The sequence below is a fragment of the Microcoleus sp. BM001215392 genome, assembly GCF_036700185.1.
Lineage (GTDB): Bacteria > Cyanobacteriota > Cyanobacteriia > Cyanobacteriales > Microcoleaceae > Microcoleus.
Window position 1 is genome coordinate 1 of sequence record NZ_JAUBOJ010000130.1, and the last position, 16,738, is coordinate 16,738.

Genomic DNA, 16,738 nt, shown 5'->3' on the forward strand with positions numbered 1-16,738 from the left:
ACGGTCATGCTTCGCCCCTACAAACATATTTGCCTTGCACTCATCCGCTGCACCCATATTATGTCCCGTCGATTACCATAACAAAAATGGTTGGTAGTGCGTCGGGAGTGTCCGCACTACCAACGAATTTTACTGCGATTAATCGGGCGGACACGATAGGATTTAATAATTTAAGAATTACGCACGAGTTGGCAAGCTGTGCGGACGGGAATTATTTTTTTAAACTAATATCAAAACTTTCTAAGTCGAGGCAGATTTTAGGCAAGTAATCTCTGCAACTGACAAATATTTTACTATTTTTTAAGAGCCAAGTTTGAAAGCTTCTACAAATAAATTGTAAGTGAGACCAATTTTGAGAGCATTAAGCATTTCCACCGATAAAGAAGTGGCTAGCTGCTTCCTGCTGCCGTAAACCAGCCGGTTCACCAACTCCGTGACTAACACCAACAGCCCCGCAGCAATAATATCCCAATCAGCCGATTGTCCGGCGATCGTCGAAATAGCTGTTCCCAAAAAAGTGCCGAACAGCAAACTAATGAGCAGGAGTGAAATCCGCCGCCAAGGATTGCTCGCCCAGCGTGCGAATTGCTCGCCTAGAACATCAATCAATCTGTTAATTCGGGTATTCTGCATAGAAGTTAAAAGTTGTCGCCCTGAGTCAGTCGATTTTAAATTTTAGATTTACTTGCAGGATTGAATCTGGGATATTGAACAGGAGCGTTGCCCGCTCGTTTGTCGAAGAATCTCAAATTTTTGGCTTGCTCCTTTAGAGTATCGGGGTTTGTAGCTGTTTTTGGGCGGGGTTAAAAAATATCGATCGCCAACAACTCCAAATCTTGACCGGGGTGAGTATGCTGCCATCTAAAATCTAAAATTTAACATCTAAGATGGTATTGTGCGATCGCCCATTTATCGCTGGGAACAGTCAAGTAATTAAGTGTAGCTTCATCTTGTGGCACAGCAGCCCCGGGTTCTACATTAAAGATAGTTATGACTAATTGCGGGTATGCAGCCTATCGTTTAAGCATAAAATGTATGAAACTTAACACTTACCAGATATTAATTGGAGCGACGATCGTCCTAATTACAGGAATGTTTCTCGGACGTTTTGAAATCACCATCTCCAACGGTGCAACTCGATCGAGCGATTTGCCCTCAGCAGCCACCGCACTCCCCCGAACACCCGCCGTTTCCAGAGTCGCCACAGATTCCACAAACACCGCTAGCAAGCTCAAACCCGACTTACCCCCAGAACCTGAGGAAGACAACAATTCCTCATCCTCAATCCCTGTCAATGGCACAGCCACCGGCAGTTTGCGCGTCAGCAACCGCAGCGAACACCCGGTGCGAGTCGCCCTGCTGTCGAAACGACAAGCCCAGAAATCCTACGGAAAACCGGCACACTGGGATTTTGCACCGGGGGAAGGCGGCGGCAAGGGACTGATGCTATCGCTGCCTGAGGGCAAGTTACAAATCAAACAGGGAGACATTTTGGTGGTTTTTGCTCAGGATGGTTCTCGGCGTTACTGGGGGCCTTACGTCGCCGGGGAGACAGCCTCGCCCGCTTGGAATGCCACAGCCAGGGAATGGCAATTAACTTTGCAGCATTGAAGGAAGAAGTTCGGCAACGGATTCTGTAACGGATGTAACGGATGTCAGTCCGATCGAAGTCGGAAGAAGGAAGAAGGCATAGATAGCAAGCTGGATTCAGCGATATGTGACGTTTGATTAACTGGATTTTACTTAGGTGCGCCCCGATATTTTGGTTGAGAAACCCGGTTGCTCAGCTATTGTTGAGAACGGTGCCAGATTTGAGTTGAACCGGATTCGATCGAATTCCCAGTTTCGAGAAGGCAATTTTTCGGTAGACTTCTATGCGAGTTAAAATTTTAAATCTAAAATCGCAGGAAGTTTGGGTGAAGGAAGTTATTAAAAATTTGTCAGAATATTACAGGCATCGGCCGAAGTTACCTTTGTTGCTATCGGTGCTGTGGCTGGGCGCGATCGCAGGAGTAGCTTTCTTGTGGAATCTCGGTAACATCGGCTTAGTTGACGAAACCGAACCGCTGTTTGCTGAAGCCGCCCGTCAAATGACTGTCACAGGAGATTGGATCACTCCTTTTTTCAACGGCGAAACCAGGTTTGACAAACCGCCGTTGATTTATTGGTTGATGGCGGTGGCTTACCGTACTCTGGGCGCTAACGAGTGGGCTGTGCGCCTTCCCTCCGCCTTGTGCGCGATCGCCCTGACTTGCCTCGGATTCTACACTCTATCGAAAACAGAAGGAAGTTCGGCAACGGATTCTGTAACGGATGTAGCGGATTTAGCGGATGTAACCGGAAGAAGTTCGGCAACGGATTTTTTAGCGGATGTAGCGGATGTAGCGGAGAAGTCCGAGGGAGTATTTTCCCAATCTCCCAATCTCCGGCTGTTTCTTTCTACTCCTTGGATTGGTGCGGCATTAATAGCTTTAAATCCCCAAACTATTGCCTGGGGGCGGACTGGCGTTTCTGATATGCTATTAGTTGCCTGTATTTGTTCGTCACTTCTGGCATTTTTTCTCGGTTACACGCTAGAAGAACAGAGACAAAAAGCAGAATTTTATACTGTTTCTGCTGGGCGATTTCCGAATAAATGGTATGTGACTTGTTACGTACTAATTGGCTTAGCAATTTTGGCTAAGGGGCCTGTGGGAATTGTCGTCCCAGCGATGATTATTGGTAGCTTCGGGCTGTATTTGGGAAATTTTCGGCAACTTTGGCGCGAAATGCGTCCGCTGTCGGGAATTTTGATTGTTTTGGCGATCGCCCTGCCTTGGTTTATTCTCGTTATATTAGCCAACGGTCAAACTTATATTGACAGCTTTTTCGGCTATCACAATTTCCAGCGTTTTACTGGAGTAGTCAACAAACATTCGGCGCCTTGGTATTTTTACTTTTTTGTAGTGCTGGTTGGTTTTGCGCCTTGGTCAATTTATTTGCCAATGGCGATCGCGCGTACCCGTTTTTGGCAGCGCAGTTATTGGCGCCGTCAAGCGCGATCGGCACAATTGAGTTTATTTGCCCTATTTTGGTTCGGCTGCATCTTTAGCTTTTTCACGATTTCGGTGACAAAATTGCCGAGTTATGTATTGCCTTTACTGCCTGCCGCTGCGATTTTGGTAACGCTACTATGGAGTGATATCGTTGCAGATAAGGAACCACAAAACAGACCCGGAAAGTTAAATAAAAAACCAAATGCTTTACCACGAGGGCTGTTAGTTACATACATTTTCAATATCGTATTTTTACTGATTATAGCCGGAGCAACTTTTTACTGCTACCACTGGCTGGGAGATGACCCGGCCATGCCCAATTTTCCAGAAGCAATTCAGCAGTCGGGATTGCTGAATGTGGGCGGTGCAATTTGGATAACGGCGGCTGGGGCGATCGCACTTTTACTCTGGAAACGTCAACAACGCTGGATTTTGGTTGTTAACTTTATCGGGTTTGTAGCATTTATCATTTTTGGTCTGACTCCCGCCTACAATTTGGTCGATATCAACCGCCAGTTACCTCTGAGAGAGTTAGCAAAGGTTGTTCTCCAACAAAAACTGCCGGGAGAAGAGTTGATGATGATTGGTTTCTGGAAACCGAGTTTAGTTTTTTACACCCAAAATCCGGTGACTTTCTACCGACTTCCCAGAGGGGCGAAGGACTACATCGAGGAATCGAACAACCACACTTCTCCGACAATTCTAGTGTTGGGATATCCCCACAAGTTTGTGGAATTCGGATTGGAACCCAATCAATATCAGTTGTTGGACAGTCGCGGCGCGTACCAACTAGCAAGGGTTCCGAGAAAAGCGTTTTTGAATTAGTGTATTGTACTGCGGTTTTGGCGATCGATCGTCAGACCCGGCATGACATTGAAATTGCGGTACAATCCGATCGGCTTAGAAACATAACTTTGGCGAAAATGTGGTATAATATCTACACGAGAGTGTTATACCACAGTTGCGGTATGATTGATAGTGATATGGCAAGTTCATACTTAAATCGCCCAAAGTAAAATGTCATACTCAGCTTTAGCAAACATAGTATTTGCGGTGGGACGAACAGGAGCAAACGGGGTACAGTTGCTTGGTACAGCGACTCTACTAAATAGTCCAGGAAGGTTTGTTACTGCTGCCCATGTTACTAATAAAGATGACCAGAATCTAGTCGTGGTTCTAAGAAATTACAATTCGATAGAGGACTATCAAGATACTTCTGATTCTCAAGTTCAGGTAATTCCAGTTCGCATTGAAGCTATTGATCCCTTCACAGATTTGTGTATTTTGTCGGCTGATATTGAGCTGTCTTCTAACCTATCAATAGGTAGCACGGATATTCTAAACGTGAGCAGTGTTGTTGATATTTTTGGTTATCCTCACGCAGATCATGGGAGATTGGTACTTACTCATCAACGAACTGAGATCGGTGCAAGAATCTTAATTAAAAATGGAGTAGTCAAAACCAAGCACGTCGTGCTGAATACTCAGGCTCGCCCAGGTCAATCTGGAAGCCCTATATTCTCTGCATACACTACTACAGTAGTTGCTATTCTAATTGGGTCCTATGCTCCAGGTGGTGGAGGTGGTATTTCATTGGGTGGGGTAGATCCGCATACCCTCCATCAAACTACTCATGCGGTCTCTGTTGAGTACGTTAGGGAAATGTTGTAGATATGGAAAATAAATTAGCACAAGTATTTCAGATTGACAGTGAAGAGTGGCTCGCAACGCTGCCTAAATACCAACAAAATAGGATAAAGCAGCTAGTGGATTCCACTAACTCTTACGAAGAGGCAGCGAAACAGTGGCTCAATGCAATGCCAGAGAACACATTCCCATTAGGAGCAGAACAAGCAAAAAATGTATTTATTGAAAAAGTCCGCGATGAAATTGAAAAATTCTTAAGTGGCAATGAAAAATATGCTGATGAACAACAACGGCTAGTTTCTTCGTCAGAGGTACTACAAAAAACTTTTGTGAGTTCTGTTTCAGCAGCAATTGCCCCAGCAATAGGTATAGCAGCAGCCTACGTCATGCCTGTAATTGTTCTTGAATTAATGACAATGAGTAAGATTGCGGATAGAGCGGTTGTGATTGCAGGAGAAACTAGCAATGCAGCGTTATTGTCTGAATCTGACTGGACATCGGTACAAGAAACACTGTATCTTCTGTCAATACCTGGGATGCGGGAATCGATTCGGGAAGGACTGGCAACGCCAATTGAGGAGTGCGATCGGGAGTTGAAGTGGTGAGTTGGAATATAGTCTATACCAAGCAGGCACAGAAAGATGCCAAAAAGCTGGCTTCTAGCAATTTACGAGACAAAGCGCAAGAGTTAATGGACATCATTCAAAGCAATCCGTTTCAGAATCCGCCACCCTACGAGAAATTGGTGGGAGATTTGGAAGGTGCATATTCACGGCGAATCAACATTCAGCACCGTCTGGTGTACGAGGTGATTGAGTCAGAGAATACGGTAAAAATTTTGCGGATGTGGACGCATTATGATGAGTAGTGTTTCTCACAGGTTAAGCAATACAGGAGTAGTGCGATCGCCCTTTAGAGTGGTAACTTCGCTAACCATACGTGCAATAATCAGCCATATTATCTGGTACGCGATCGCCTGAATCTATGGACGCACTAATCGGCAAAAGTTTACAGGGCGGAAAATATACCCTAGAACAAGAATTGGGAAGAGGTGGCTTTGGAATTACCTTCAGAGCAAATCACCGCTATTTAGGACAGCCCGTGGTGATTAAAACCCTCAACGAATCTCTGCGGCGCGATCCCAAATTTGCCGAGTTCGATCGCAAATTTCAAGACGAAGCGAGGCGATTAGCTTCTTGCGTCCATCCGAATATAGTCCGCGTCAGCGACTTCTTTATTGAAGACGGACAGCCTTACATGGTAATGGACTACATAGCCGGTCAGAATTTGGGCGATGTAGTCGGTTCAAACAATCCCCTCCCAGAAAATCTGGCAATTCTCTACATCACTCAAATTGGGGCTGCTTTGAAAGCAGTTCATCAAAAGGGTTTGCTGCACCGAGATATCAAGCCGCAGAACATCCTGCTGCGCCAAGGTACTCAAGAAGTCGTGCTGATCGATTTTGGCATTGCCCGCGAGTTTACAGCAGGCGCAACCCAAAGTCACACTAATATGGTGTCCGACGGTTACGCACCGCCAGAACAGTATTTCGCCCAAGGAAAATATACGCCCGCTACCGATGTTTACGGGCTAGCGGCGACGCTTTACACTTTGCTCACAGCCAGGGTGCCGGTGGCTGCCATTTTGCGCACCAGCCAGCCGATGCCTTCACCCCGCGACTTGCGGCCTGACTTAGGTGTGACTGTGAGTCAAGCAGTGATGCGGGGGATGACGGTAGAGGCTCAAAATCGCCCTGCTAGCGTGGATGAGTGGCTGTCGCTGCTGCACGGGCAGGGTGCAGGGTCGGATACCGGGCCGACGCTGGCGGTGATGCCGGGACACGGCCCTCAGTCGCCTGCGAATGTGAGAACAGCGCCTGCTGTGGTGACGAATGGCTCCGGCAACCGCAAGGTTTGGTGGATTTTGGGGTTGGTGGCGATCGCCCTGATGGTTGCGGGTTTAGTCGGTGTGGCGAGGGTTTTCCTCAACCGGCAGTCTCCCGATCCGACACCCGTAGCGAAAAAGGACGATCGCACTTCCACCCCCGCAGATCCAGAAGCGCGCACGGGCCCCGCACCAATTCCCGCCCCCACACCCGCACCAATTCGCCCGATCGAGCGCGAAACTCCGCCGCCTGCTGCTGAAACTCCAGCCCCAACTCCAACTCCAACTCCAGCACCAACTCCAACTCCAACTCCAGCACCAACTCCAGCACCAACTCCAGCGCCAACTCCAGCGCCAACACCTGAGGCTGCCCAACCCACACCAGCGGAAAAACTGGTTGACAAGCAATTGCCGCCCGATCGATCGCCGCCACCCAGCGAACAACCAGGAACGGGTTATCAGAAGACTCCCACTATCCCAGGGTTTGCCGTTGGTACGCCGGAAAGTCAAATTGTAAGTGCACTGGGAGATCCCACGGACTCTCAATCCCGCGGCTATTGGCCCAATACTCGCACCGCACTCTATGAATTGCTGCCGAACCGGGTGACTCTCGGCTATATTTACGATCGCGATTCCGGTAAGCTGGTGCAAACAGAGGGTTCTTTTGCCCCAACGGTGGACGATTTGGTAGTCCGAACCGCCTTAAACGGCATGGTCGGCGGCGCCGATCGCGATATTTTGCAAGGGTTTAGAGACGTGCAGCAGCGTCGCACCAATCGGTTTACGTTTAGGAAGGGTTCGCTGGAAGGGACGATCGAACGCAATGAGCGCGATCGAATTTACATCGGCGTCTGGGAGGAAAATTTGCATTAACGCACTGGTAGTCAGAAACCGGGTTTTTGCGAGAATACGCGTCACAACTTGCAGAAACCCATAAAAACCCGGTTTCTTGAATCCGCAATGGAAAATCCCAAATCAACTTGACTTGACAAAAAATCTTGTCTATAATAGGAAAGCTAACACGAGGGACTGTAATGGTTTCGACAGGGTGGCGAAAGCTGCTCCGTGATGCAGGTCGAGAGGGAGTCTACTCTCGTTAATATCGGCTCAAAAAAAATAGTAAATGCGAACAACATCGTTCCTTTCGCTCGCAAAGCCGTAGCTGTAGCCTAAAAACTTCTCTAGCTTGGTTCAGAGTGTATGCCGCTTAACTCCGTTAAAGGCAGCATAACAACCCCCAACGGATGCCCTAGCTAAACGTTTCTAGTCGTCTAGCCGGGAAAGCAATCACTAGAAAATCCTCCCATTTAGGATAAAGATGGTTCCCGCCCCGAGGATCAGAGGGGATAAACCTGTGAACGATCGGAAGGTAAATACCCGCTTTGGACGGCAGTTCGATTCTGCCCAGTTCCATAAAAAAGGTAGCGTAAAATCAATGGTTCAAACCATTTGAAAGTTACTTTAAAGCATGAAAAGGGCAGAGAATTAATTCTCTGCCCTTTTTGTTTGGGCTATATCTCGCTCATAGAACTTACGCGCCGGTAGTCAGAAACCGGGTTTTTACGAGAAAACTTCGTTACAACTGGCAGAAACCCATAAAAACTCGGTTTCTTTGGTATTTGTGCGTCAGTAACCGTAGGGTGCGGATACATCGACAATCCTCAAAAAAGATCGACAATCTCATAGATCCGCACCTGTTCTTTTGAAGGGCCCGTGGAAGCAACCCTCCGTTTCACTCCGCCAATATTTTTGTCTTAAGCAAGCTTTTTTATAAATGGTATAAGGTGCCCCGTCGGAGAAAACCCTAGTTTTTCGTGCTACATCCACAAATGACGCACCCTACAATCTCAAATCTCAAATCGTATAAGTTACCAACCCATTAGCCAGCTTAGGGGATCAGATAATTAGAACTTCACCCATCCGTGCGTTCTTCGAGGCTGTGCGGCGATATACTATTAGGCGGTAAAGCATTAAAAATCTTTACAAAGTCCCCGCTCTCTAAGCCTACTCCTACGAAGGACGGGTGAAAAATTATATGGCGATCGCTCAAAAGCTGGAAACATGAACCCAGGAATTGACTTACAAGGAAGTTTCGTAGAAGCCCTCATCAATTTGGGCTTACCTGCCGACATCGCCCATGTGCTTTGGCTACCGCTGCCGATGTTGCTGATGATTGTCGGTGCTGTATTCGGGGTACTGACTAGCGTCTGGCTAGAGCGGAAAATTTCCGCCGCCGCTCAACAGCGGATTGGCCCCGAATTTATCGGCCCTCTGGGAGTGCTCGCACCCGTAGCCGACGGTTTGAAGTTGGTATTCAAAGAAGACATTGTACCGGCAAAAGCTGACGCGCTGCTGTTCACGCTCGGCCCGGTAATTGTCGTGATTCCAGTGTTTCTGTCCTACTTGATCGTGCCCTTCGGAGAGCATATGCTGATCGCCGATATGGGGACAGCGATATTTCTCTGGATTGCTCTTTCTAGCATTCAGCCGATCGGCTTACTGATGTCGGGCTATGCTTCTAACAACAAATACGCTCTCCTCGGCGGACTCAGAGCCGCTGCTCAATCCCTCAGCTACGAAATTCCCCTAGCTTTGGCAGTATTGGCAGTTGTGATGATGTCCAACAGCTTAAGTACGATCGACATCGTACACCAACAAGCCGGCTACGGCATCATCGGCTGGAACGTCTGGCGACAACCCGCAGGTTTCCTGATTTTCTGGATCGCAGCCCTCGCAGAATGCGAACGGTTGCCCTTTGACCTTCCTGAAGCAGAAGAAGAATTGGTAGCAGGATATCAGACTGAGTACACAGGCATGAAATTTGCTTTGTACTACATCGCTTCCTACGTTAACCTCGTCCTTTCTTGCCTGCTAGTAGCCGTTTTGTACCTCGGCGGCTGGGAATGCCCGATTCCTGTCGGAGCCATCACCAATGCCTTGGGATTGAGCGAGACGACTCCTTGGTTGCAAGTAATTACCGGCACGTTGGGCATTACAATGACCATGCTCAAAGCCTACTTTTTCCTGTTTCTGGCAGTGCTGCTGCGCTGGACTCTGCCCCGAGTTCGGATCGACCAATTGCTCAATTTGGGATGGAAGTTTTTGCTTCCCGTTGCTTTAGTTAATTTACTATTGACCGCAGCTTTGAAGCTTGCCTTTCCCTTTGCTTTTGGCGGTTAATTTATAATAGGTAAAGGGTAATACCAATTCTTTATGAGGCTGCGCTGCATAGAATCCGATCCCCCCAGCCCCCTTAAAAAGGGGGAGCAAGAATTCAAAGTCCCCCTTTTTAAGGGGTCTGCGAGGGGGATCGAGATATCTGCAATGACCCATTAAATTGGTATAATAGCTAATCGCAATGTGCTGTTAACCAATTACCTATTATCAATTAGCAATTACCAAAAACTTAAGTACAGAGAGAGAACACGATGCTAAAATTCCTCAATCAAGTAGGCGAATACGCCAAAGAGACTCTTCAAGCTGCCAAGTATATCGGTCAAGGGCTAGGCGTGACTTTCGATCACATGAGACGCCGCCCGATTACGGTGCAGTATCCTTACGAGAAACTAATTCCTTCCGAACGTTTCCGGGGCAGAATTCACTTTGAATTTGACAAGTGCATCTCCTGCGAAGTCTGCGTTCGAGTTTGTCCGATCAATTTGCCTGTGGTGGATTGGGAATTTAACAAAGAAACTAAGAAGAAACAGCTCAAGCACTACAGTATCGATTTCGGTGTGTGCATCTTCTGCGGCAACTGTGTAGAATATTGTCCGACAAATTGTTTGTCGATGACAGAAGAATACGAGTTAGCGGCTTACGAACGTCACGAGTTGAATTATGACAACGTGGCTCTCGGACGTTTACCCTACAAGGTTACAGACGATCCGATGGTGACACCGTTGCGGGAATTCGCTTATTTGCCGAAAGGTGCGATCGACCCTCATGAAGTTTCCTACACCGATCGCCGCGCTGGTCTCCGCCCAGAGGAAATTAAGGAAAATAAGTAAGGGGAATGGGGCATGGGGCATGGGGCATGGGGCATGGGGCATGGGCATGGGGCATCGTTAGTAGTTAATAGTTAGTAGTTAGTCGTTTCTCTAATAACAAATAACAAATAACCAATGCCCAATTCCCAATTCCCAATTCCCAATTCCCTGTTTGCCCAATGCCCAATGCCCAATGCCCAATGCCCAATGCCCAATTAACAAAGGATTAAAAATTGTGAATCTAGCCGAAGGGGTTCAAATTGTTTCATTTGGCATACTGTCAATAATGATGATTGGCGGAGCATTAGGAGTAGTCCTATTCTCCAACATCGTTTACTCAGCATTCTTGCTGTGCGGCGTATTTACCAGCATTGCAGGTTTGTACCTCTTGCTGAATGCTGATTTTGTCGCAGCAGCGCAAATCTTAATTTATGTTGGCGCTGTTAACGTCTTAATTTTGTTTGCCATCATGTTGGTAAACAAACGAGAAGATTTCCGCACAATTCCTAATGCTTGGGTGCGTCAAGTCGCAACCGCAGTCGTTTGTGCTGGTTTGTTTGCGCTGTTGGGTACGATGGTAGTGTCTACTCCTTGGGCGATCGTGACAACGACGGGAGCACCTGCCGAAAGTTCGATTGTCACGATCGCCAAACACTTTTTCACCGACTATTTGCTACCTTTCGAGTTAGCATCAGTGTTTTTGTTAATGGCAATGGTAGGAGCAATTGTGTTGGCGCGCCGCGATTTCTTTGCGGATGAACTGTCAACAAATTCCTCAGATACACCAGCTTTTAGTTTGGCGGAACGCCCCCGCGAATTAGTTTCAGCAGGTGATGTTTCTTCATCGGAAACAAAGTAATTGTAGGCTGCACATTGCGCATCTACTTCTTTGTAGGGTGCGCAGTGCGCACCTCATGCGAGAAACCAAATTTCTGTGTGCAAGTCCTCTATCTGCCTGTTTTGTACTAATTTTGATTGAGAGCAACTCCAAAAACTTATGCAACTGCAACTCCAGTATTTCCTGCTATTAGCTGCTGCACTTTTCTGCATTGGTATTTACGGTTTGATTACCAGCCGAAATGCAGTGCGCGTGTTGATGTCGATCGAGTTGATGCTGAATGCAGTCAATCTCAACCTGATGGGTTTTTCTAACTATCTTGACCCCGTACAGATTAAAGGTCAAGTATTTACTGTTTTTGTAGTAACGGTTGCGGCTGCTGAGGCTGCTGTTGGTTTGGCGATCGTCTTGGCGATTTACCGCAACCGCAATACCGTAGACATGGAAGAGTTTAATCTGCTGAAGTGGTAATTAGTCATTAGTTGTTAGTCATTAGTCATTAGTCATTAGTCATTAGTCATTAGCGTTGCCCTGTAGTTTGACTTGTGGTTGAACTTCGGCTGGGTTTAATTACAGCTCCGTCGAAGTTCACGCTTCCACTCAGTCGAAGGGTGATTAGTTATTAGTCATTAGTGAACACTTCTGACAGTTTCAAGGATTACCCGTGGGGCTAGAAACCCGGTTTCTACGAGTTTTGCGTTTAGTAGCGATAAATTTATGAAGAAACCGGGTTTCTGAGGTCTGCGTGCGCCAGCAGACTCAAATTATACTTGTAGGGGAGCGGCACTGGGTGTCCTTACTCGCAACCAGTTAATTAGTGTCTTTGGTTCTACTAATTTCTAGAGTGATTTTGCCGCCGAAGTCGGGGATGGGAGCGGCTGGTTTTGAAAGCTGTACTTTAACTTTTTCGACTAAAGGCAGTTCTAAAAGCGCTTGGACAATAGTATCTGCTAACCGTTCGATCAATAAAAACTTGGAGTTTTTGACTAACTCTTGAATCAGAGTAATGGCACTGCGATAATCCAGAGTATGTTCAATATCATCACTTTTTCCAGCCTTCGACAAATCTAGCCAGAGAGTGACATCCACCTCAAACCGCTGTCCCAACACTTGCTCTTCCGGCAGATAGCCCGTGTAGCCGTAGCAGCGAATTCCTGTAAGTTGAATACAATCCATTGTGAAATAAACTAAAAGTAAGTTGCCTATACCAATTTACATCGATTCAAAGAAATTTATCTGTCCTCTCTATTATCTGCGTTTTCTGCGCCGTCTGCGGTTCGATCGCTTTTATTTTATCTTAAATATCAAAATTTTTCTCCCTTCTCCAACCTGTCCAGAAAATCCTCGGCAACTTGGCACCATTTTTCTCTAATTCCTGCATCTTCTGGCTTGTCTGTCAAGCTCCGACCTTGTAGTTCGGGATATTTATTGTAAAACAATTCATCCACTTTTTGATAAAATATTTCCTTGTCAATATTAAGATTTTTGCGGCGCTGGCCAATTTTTTCTTGTCTAGCTATTTCTGTATCTAAGGAGGTATCGGGAAAATGTGGAAGTTCAGGAATTTTAGGTAAATCAGGCAGTTTGGGTAGTGTAAAACCAGATTTAACAGCACTAAAAGCGAGAATTCCCGGCAATAAAACTACGCTTAAACTCGCTAGGGTTTTCCACGGAATTAATTTAAATTTGCTGGTGTTGCTGTTAACTACTTGATGGGTTTGTAGTACGGGAGGATGGTGGTTGGTAGCCGTTTGAGTGCTGTTTCTGAAGGGGCGCCCGACAAAGTTCATCGTCACCATTTGGGAGATGATGTTGCCAATTTGAGATAATTTGGGATCTTTGAGGGCTTCGCGGACTTCTTTTGCGGATTGGTAGCGATCGCCCGGTGGTTCTGCTAGCATCTTATCTAACACGGTTCCCAGGTTGGGACTGACGGTGACGTGCGATCGCCAATCCCAAGTTCTGTTATGGATATCGTAGAATTTTTGAGGCTTTTTGCCGCTTAGCAGTACCAAAGCCGTGACAGCTAAAGCGTACAAATCGCTAGCCGCCGAAACTTTCCCGTGTCGCATTTGTTCCATGGGCGAATAACCTTGTTTGCCGATCGCCGTTGCAGCTTGTCCGCTAAACTGAAATACGGCCGTTGCTGCGATTTGCTTGACAGAACCGAAGTCAATTAAAAAGGGCAGTTTGTCAACACTGTGCTCAATGATGTTGTCGGGCGAAACATCGCGGTGAATTAAATTGCGGGAATGAATGTATTCTAAAACTGGTAAAAGCTGAAATAGCAGTTGAGTAACTTCGGCTTCGGTAAAATTTTTACCTTGCTGCTGGCGGGATATAAGTATTTCTTCGTAGGTTTGACCGGGGATGTAGTCTTGAACTAAAAATAAAGATGGATTACCGCCCAAATCGGTGCGCAGGAGTTCTCGAAAGCGGGGGATTTGCGGGTGTTGGAGGTTGTAAAGCATACTCGCTTCGCGATCGAACAATTCGGCTGCTTTCGGGCTTTGAACCACCGGAGAGAACTCTTTGAGCACGCATTGTTCGCCGTAGCGGTTGATATCTTCTGCGAGGTAAGTGCGCCCGAAACCACCGCGGCCTAATTCGCGGAGGATGCGGTAGCGTTTTTCGAGGGTTGAACCTGGGGCTAGGGGGGAAGGGTTGGGCATAAAACAGGACGGATTGTTCGATTTGGGGAGTCGCGGGGCACGGTATAGCTTTTTGTAGCTAAGTTTGGTTGGCTGTGAGGGCGATCGATCGAGCTATATCCATTCTCTACTCAATAGTTTTATCGATCGTTCGATCGTGTAGACTCTCCCTCATCATCATTTGAATCTGACAAGTTTTCCTCCTCTGGCTGTGACTCAATAAGCTCTGCAAGCAATTGCTTTAAATTCTTGTCAGGAGGACGCTTGGGAAACTCACTGTGTGTATATATCCATGCCAGCTCAATTACACTTTGAGTACGATCGACCAAGTACATAAGTCTTCCTTCGCCCGCAGCACCCCGTAAATTGGGCATATCAAAATAATACTTTCGGAATTCCCATTCCTCCGGTTTGCTCAAACTTCCGGGCAATTTTTCAGCGAAAGAATCAGGAAGAAAAGGATTGCTACTTAAATTTCTGAGAATTTGTGCAACACAATCCTGAAAAACTTTCTTAGCTTTCTCACCTTTATAATGACGCTTCAGAAGCTCTTTGTAGGAACGCTTAAATTTATCAGATGGATTAATCCGAAACACTGCTTAGCCACTCACAAAACTCATCGGGTGTCATTGCAGGACGAGCATCCGATTGAGCCAAAGCTTCCTGCACAACTTCAGCCATTGTTTGCTCATAATCTGGGTGCTCTCTTTCGATCGCTCCAAGTACAGCATTTTTTAGACGGATTAAGGCCCTGAAGTAGTCAGCCAGAACATCTGTTTCACCGCAGATTAGCATCCAAGCTAGTGACAGCCTTGTTCGCAGAGAAGCAAAAAACCCTTGATTACCGTCTTGATTGATAATTGAGGCATAAATCAGAGCTTTAAGTAACTCACGCTCCCGATCGTCCAAGTCCTCCCACTTATTCTCTACTGCTGTTGCTAGAGCCTCAGTGTTTTGGGCGATCGATCGCAACCTTGACTGACTTACTGTATGCGGTTGGGATATTTGCCTAATTTCATAGGGGTTAATGGTAATTGCAGCAGACATTTTTTGCCTCCGGGCGCGATTGCGAAGGGTATAGATTCAGTATAGCAGTGCCGTTCATCACGATCGCTCATCACAAGCGGGACGATCCCACTTTTCTAGTCTACAACTCGCGATGCGTAAACCCCTTCGCATCTTTACCCACATAACTAGCAGCAATATGACCATCTCCAACCACTCGATATTTATATGTTACCAACCCCTCTAAACCAACAGGCCCGCGAGGTGGCATTTGCTGCGTGCTAATCCCGACTTCTGCCCCGAAACCGTAGCGAAAACCGTCAGCAAATCGAGTCGAACAATTGTGATAAACTCCGGCTGCATCGACTTGACTTAAAAATGTTTCGGCGGCTTCGCTGTCTTCGGTAACGATCGCATCCGTATGTCTGGAACCGTAAGTATTGATGTGATTAATAGCGTCTTCCACAGAGTCTACGATTTTGATTGATAAAATTAAATCGCTGTATTCTGTAGACCAATCCGCTTCATTTGCTTCGGCAATGTCCAAGATGGCGCGAGTTGGTTCGTCTCCCCGCAGTTCGACTTGTTTCTGCTGCAAAGCTTGGGCGACAGCGGGTAGGAAATCATGGGCAATATCCCTGTGAACTAACAAGGTTTCAATGGCGTTGCAGGCGGCGGGATACTGCGTTTTGGCATCGACAGCAATCTCTACTGCTTTGTGAATGTCCGCTGCTTTGTCTGCGTACAAATGACAAACTCCGTCGGCGTGTCCCAAGACGGGAATCCGGGTATTTTCCTGGACGAAACGCACGAATGAATTAGAACCTCTGGGAATAATTAGGTCTACGTATTCATCCATTTTTAGCAGTTCGATTGTTTCTTCCCGCGTGGTTAGCAACTGCACTGCTTCAGGATTGACTGCTGTTTCTGCTAATGCTTGATGGATGACTTTTGTCAGGATTTCGCAGGAACGGACGGCTTCTTTGCCGCCTTTGAGAATGACGCCGTTGCCGGATTTGATTGCCAAGGATACTATCTGAATTAAGGCTTCTGGGCGCGCTTCAAAAATAATCCCTAAAACGCCTAAAGGACAGGTAACGCGCTTCAGAATTAATCCTGTGTCTAATTCGCGGTGGATTTGCACGGCACCGATCGCCTCTGGGAGTTTAGCAACGTCGCGCACACCCGCGATCGCACTTTGCAACTTGCTCTCGTCCAACTTTAGGCGATCGTACAACGGTTTGGCAATGCCATCAATCTCAGCAGCCGCGCGATCGGCCGCATTCGCCGCCAAAATGTCCGGCGCAGCAGCTTCTAAAGCTTTAGCAATCGCTTCAATGGCTTGATTTTTGGCATCTGCGGACAAAACTGCCAATTTCCTAGCAGCTTGGCGCGTTTTTTGGGCAATTTCAATAATCGACATGGCGTTCATTCAGTTGACAGTTGATAGTTGACAGTTGACAGTTGACAGTTGACAGTTGACAGTTGACAGTTGACAGTTGAGGGCGATCGGGTGCATCTCAACTTGGGCAAATATGTTTGTAGGGGCGAAGCATGACCGTAGTGAATATGGGATTATAACTAATAACTTATCTGCGGTCATGCTTCGCCCTCTTCAAAAACCAGATGCACCCAGTATGACCGTAGTGAATATGGGATTATAACTAATAACTTATCTGCGGTCATGCTTCG

General features: G+C 46.8%; 17 protein-coding genes and 1 other RNA gene. 12 read left to right on the top strand and 6 right to left on the bottom strand.

The genetic code is table 11. The features are described 5' to 3' along the window. The coding region (locus QT974_RS15635; protein ID WP_333469381.1) for a hypothetical protein at nt 1-269 on the top strand (269 nt) is incomplete at its 5' end. A gap of 31 nt (nt 270-300) precedes the next feature. Here the strand turns inward: QT974_RS15635 and QT974_RS15640 are convergent. Further along, nucleotides 301-633, bottom strand: coding sequence for a DUF565 domain-containing protein (locus tag QT974_RS15640; protein WP_333469382.1), 333 nt, complete (start codon nt 631-633; stop codon nt 301-303). 402 nt (nt 634-1,035) lie between these two features. Between QT974_RS15640 and QT974_RS15645 the strand changes: the two genes are divergently transcribed. From QT974_RS15645 to nuoK, 11 genes are all read left to right on the top strand, one after another. Next, a complete protein-coding gene (locus QT974_RS15645) occupies nt 1,036-1,611 on the top strand; it encodes a hypothetical protein (RefSeq protein WP_333469383.1) in 576 nt (191 codons plus the stop codon). Nucleotides 1,612-1,874: 263 nt separating this feature from the next. Further along, complete coding sequence (locus QT974_RS15650) at nt 1,875-3,860, top strand: ArnT family glycosyltransferase (RefSeq protein ID WP_333469384.1); 1,986 nt, start codon at nt 1,875-1,877, stop codon at nt 3,858-3,860. A 192-nt stretch (nt 3,861-4,052) separates the two neighbouring features. Further along, nucleotides 4,053-4,706: a S1 family peptidase gene (locus tag QT974_RS15655; RefSeq protein WP_333469385.1), complete on the top strand. Its 654-nt coding sequence runs from the start codon at nt 4,053-4,055 to the stop codon at nt 4,704-4,706. A 2-nt stretch (nt 4,707-4,708) separates the two neighbouring features. Next, nucleotides 4,709-5,287: a type II toxin-antitoxin system Phd/YefM family antitoxin gene (locus QT974_RS15660; RefSeq protein ID WP_333469386.1), complete on the top strand. Its 579-nt coding sequence runs from the start codon at nt 4,709-4,711 to the stop codon at nt 5,285-5,287. Beyond that, a complete protein-coding gene (locus tag QT974_RS15665) occupies nt 5,284-5,550 on the top strand; it encodes a Txe/YoeB family addiction module toxin (protein ID WP_333469387.1) in 267 nt (88 codons plus the stop codon). The genes QT974_RS15660 and QT974_RS15665 overlap by 4 nt, the downstream gene beginning before the upstream one ends. A gap of 116 nt (nt 5,551-5,666) precedes the next feature. After that, complete coding sequence (locus QT974_RS15670; RefSeq protein WP_333469388.1) at nt 5,667-7,439, top strand: serine/threonine protein kinase; 1,773 nt, start codon at nt 5,667-5,669, stop codon at nt 7,437-7,439. Between the two features lie 152 nt (nt 7,440-7,591). Next, nucleotides 7,592-7,982: a transfer-messenger RNA gene (gene ssrA / locus QT974_RS15675) on the top strand. Nucleotides 7,983-8,627: 645 nt separating this feature from the next. Next, on the top strand, nt 8,628-9,746 hold the full coding sequence (gene nuoH, locus QT974_RS15680; protein ID WP_333469389.1) for an NADH-quinone oxidoreductase subunit NuoH: 1,119 nt from the start codon (nt 8,628-8,630) through the stop codon (nt 9,744-9,746). Nucleotides 9,747-9,994: 248 nt separating this feature from the next. Further along, nucleotides 9,995-10,573: an NAD(P)H-quinone oxidoreductase subunit I gene (gene ndhI / locus QT974_RS15685; protein WP_333469390.1), complete on the top strand. Its 579-nt coding sequence runs from the start codon at nt 9,995-9,997 to the stop codon at nt 10,571-10,573. A gap of 214 nt (nt 10,574-10,787) precedes the next feature. Next, on the top strand, nt 10,788-11,411 hold the full coding sequence (locus tag QT974_RS15690; RefSeq protein WP_333469391.1) for an NADH-quinone oxidoreductase subunit J: 624 nt from the start codon (nt 10,788-10,790) through the stop codon (nt 11,409-11,411). A gap of 144 nt (nt 11,412-11,555) precedes the next feature. Continuing rightward, nucleotides 11,556-11,861, top strand: coding sequence for an NADH-quinone oxidoreductase subunit NuoK (nuoK, locus tag QT974_RS15695; RefSeq protein ID WP_228042566.1), 306 nt, complete (start codon nt 11,556-11,558; stop codon nt 11,859-11,861). 339 nt (nt 11,862-12,200) lie between these two features. Here the strand turns inward: nuoK and folB are convergent, their stop codons facing one another. The 5 genes from folB to QT974_RS15720 form a co-directional block, all read right to left on the bottom strand. After that, a complete protein-coding gene (gene folB / locus QT974_RS15700) occupies nt 12,201-12,566 on the bottom strand; it encodes a dihydroneopterin aldolase (protein ID WP_333469392.1) in 366 nt (121 codons plus the stop codon). Nucleotides 12,567-12,694: 128 nt separating this feature from the next. Then, nucleotides 12,695-14,062, bottom strand: a complete 1,368-nt coding sequence (locus QT974_RS15705; protein WP_333469393.1) for a serine/threonine-protein kinase — start codon at nt 14,060-14,062, stop codon at nt 12,695-12,697. Nucleotides 14,063-14,181: 119 nt separating this feature from the next. Next, on the bottom strand, nt 14,182-14,637 hold the full coding sequence (locus QT974_RS15710) for a hypothetical protein (protein WP_333469394.1): 456 nt from the start codon (nt 14,635-14,637) through the stop codon (nt 14,182-14,184). Continuing rightward, nucleotides 14,624-15,088, bottom strand: a complete 465-nt coding sequence (locus QT974_RS15715; protein WP_333469395.1) for a hypothetical protein — start codon at nt 15,086-15,088, stop codon at nt 14,624-14,626. Before QT974_RS15715 ends, QT974_RS15710 begins: the two co-directional genes overlap by 14 nt. A 100-nt stretch (nt 15,089-15,188) precedes the next feature. Next, nucleotides 15,189-16,478 carry a glutamate-5-semialdehyde dehydrogenase gene (locus QT974_RS15720; RefSeq protein WP_333469396.1) on the bottom strand — a complete coding sequence of 430 codons (1,290 nt, stop codon included), beginning with the start codon at nt 16,476-16,478 and terminating at the stop codon, nt 15,189-15,191. Between the last annotated feature and the right edge of the window lie 260 nt (nt 16,479-16,738).

Excerpts from the sequence above, each read along its gene's own strand:
- QT974_RS15715 (WP_333469395.1), bottom strand. The coding sequence starts at position 15,088 with ATGTCTGCTGCAATTACCATTAACCCCTATGAAATTAGGCAAATATCC.
- QT974_RS15720 (WP_333469396.1), bottom strand. The coding sequence starts at position 16,478 with ATGAACGCCATGTCGATTATTGAAATTGCCCAAAAAACGCGCCAAGCT.
- QT974_RS15660 (WP_333469386.1), top strand. The coding sequence starts at position 4,709 with ATGGAAAATAAATTAGCACAAGTATTTCAGATTGACAGTGAAGAGTGG.
- ndhI (WP_333469390.1), top strand. The coding sequence starts at position 9,995 with ATGCTAAAATTCCTCAATCAAGTAGGCGAATACGCCAAAGAGACTCTT.
- QT974_RS15645 (WP_333469383.1), top strand. The coding sequence starts at position 1,036 with ATGAAACTTAACACTTACCAGATATTAATTGGAGCGACGATCGTCCTA.
- QT974_RS15670 (WP_333469388.1), top strand. The coding sequence starts at position 5,667 with ATGGACGCACTAATCGGCAAAAGTTTACAGGGCGGAAAATATACCCTA.
- nuoH (WP_333469389.1), top strand. The coding sequence starts at position 8,628 with ATGAACCCAGGAATTGACTTACAAGGAAGTTTCGTAGAAGCCCTCATC.
- folB (WP_333469392.1), bottom strand. The coding sequence starts at position 12,566 with ATGGATTGTATTCAACTTACAGGAATTCGCTGCTACGGCTACACGGGC.
- QT974_RS15655 (WP_333469385.1), top strand. The coding sequence starts at position 4,053 with ATGTCATACTCAGCTTTAGCAAACATAGTATTTGCGGTGGGACGAACA.
- QT974_RS15705 (WP_333469393.1), bottom strand. The coding sequence starts at position 14,062 with ATGCCCAACCCTTCCCCCCTAGCCCCAGGTTCAACCCTCGAAAAACGC.
- QT974_RS15650 (WP_333469384.1), top strand. The coding sequence starts at position 1,875 with ATGCGAGTTAAAATTTTAAATCTAAAATCGCAGGAAGTTTGGGTGAAG.
- QT974_RS15640 (WP_333469382.1), bottom strand. The coding sequence starts at position 633 with ATGCAGAATACCCGAATTAACAGATTGATTGATGTTCTAGGCGAGCAA.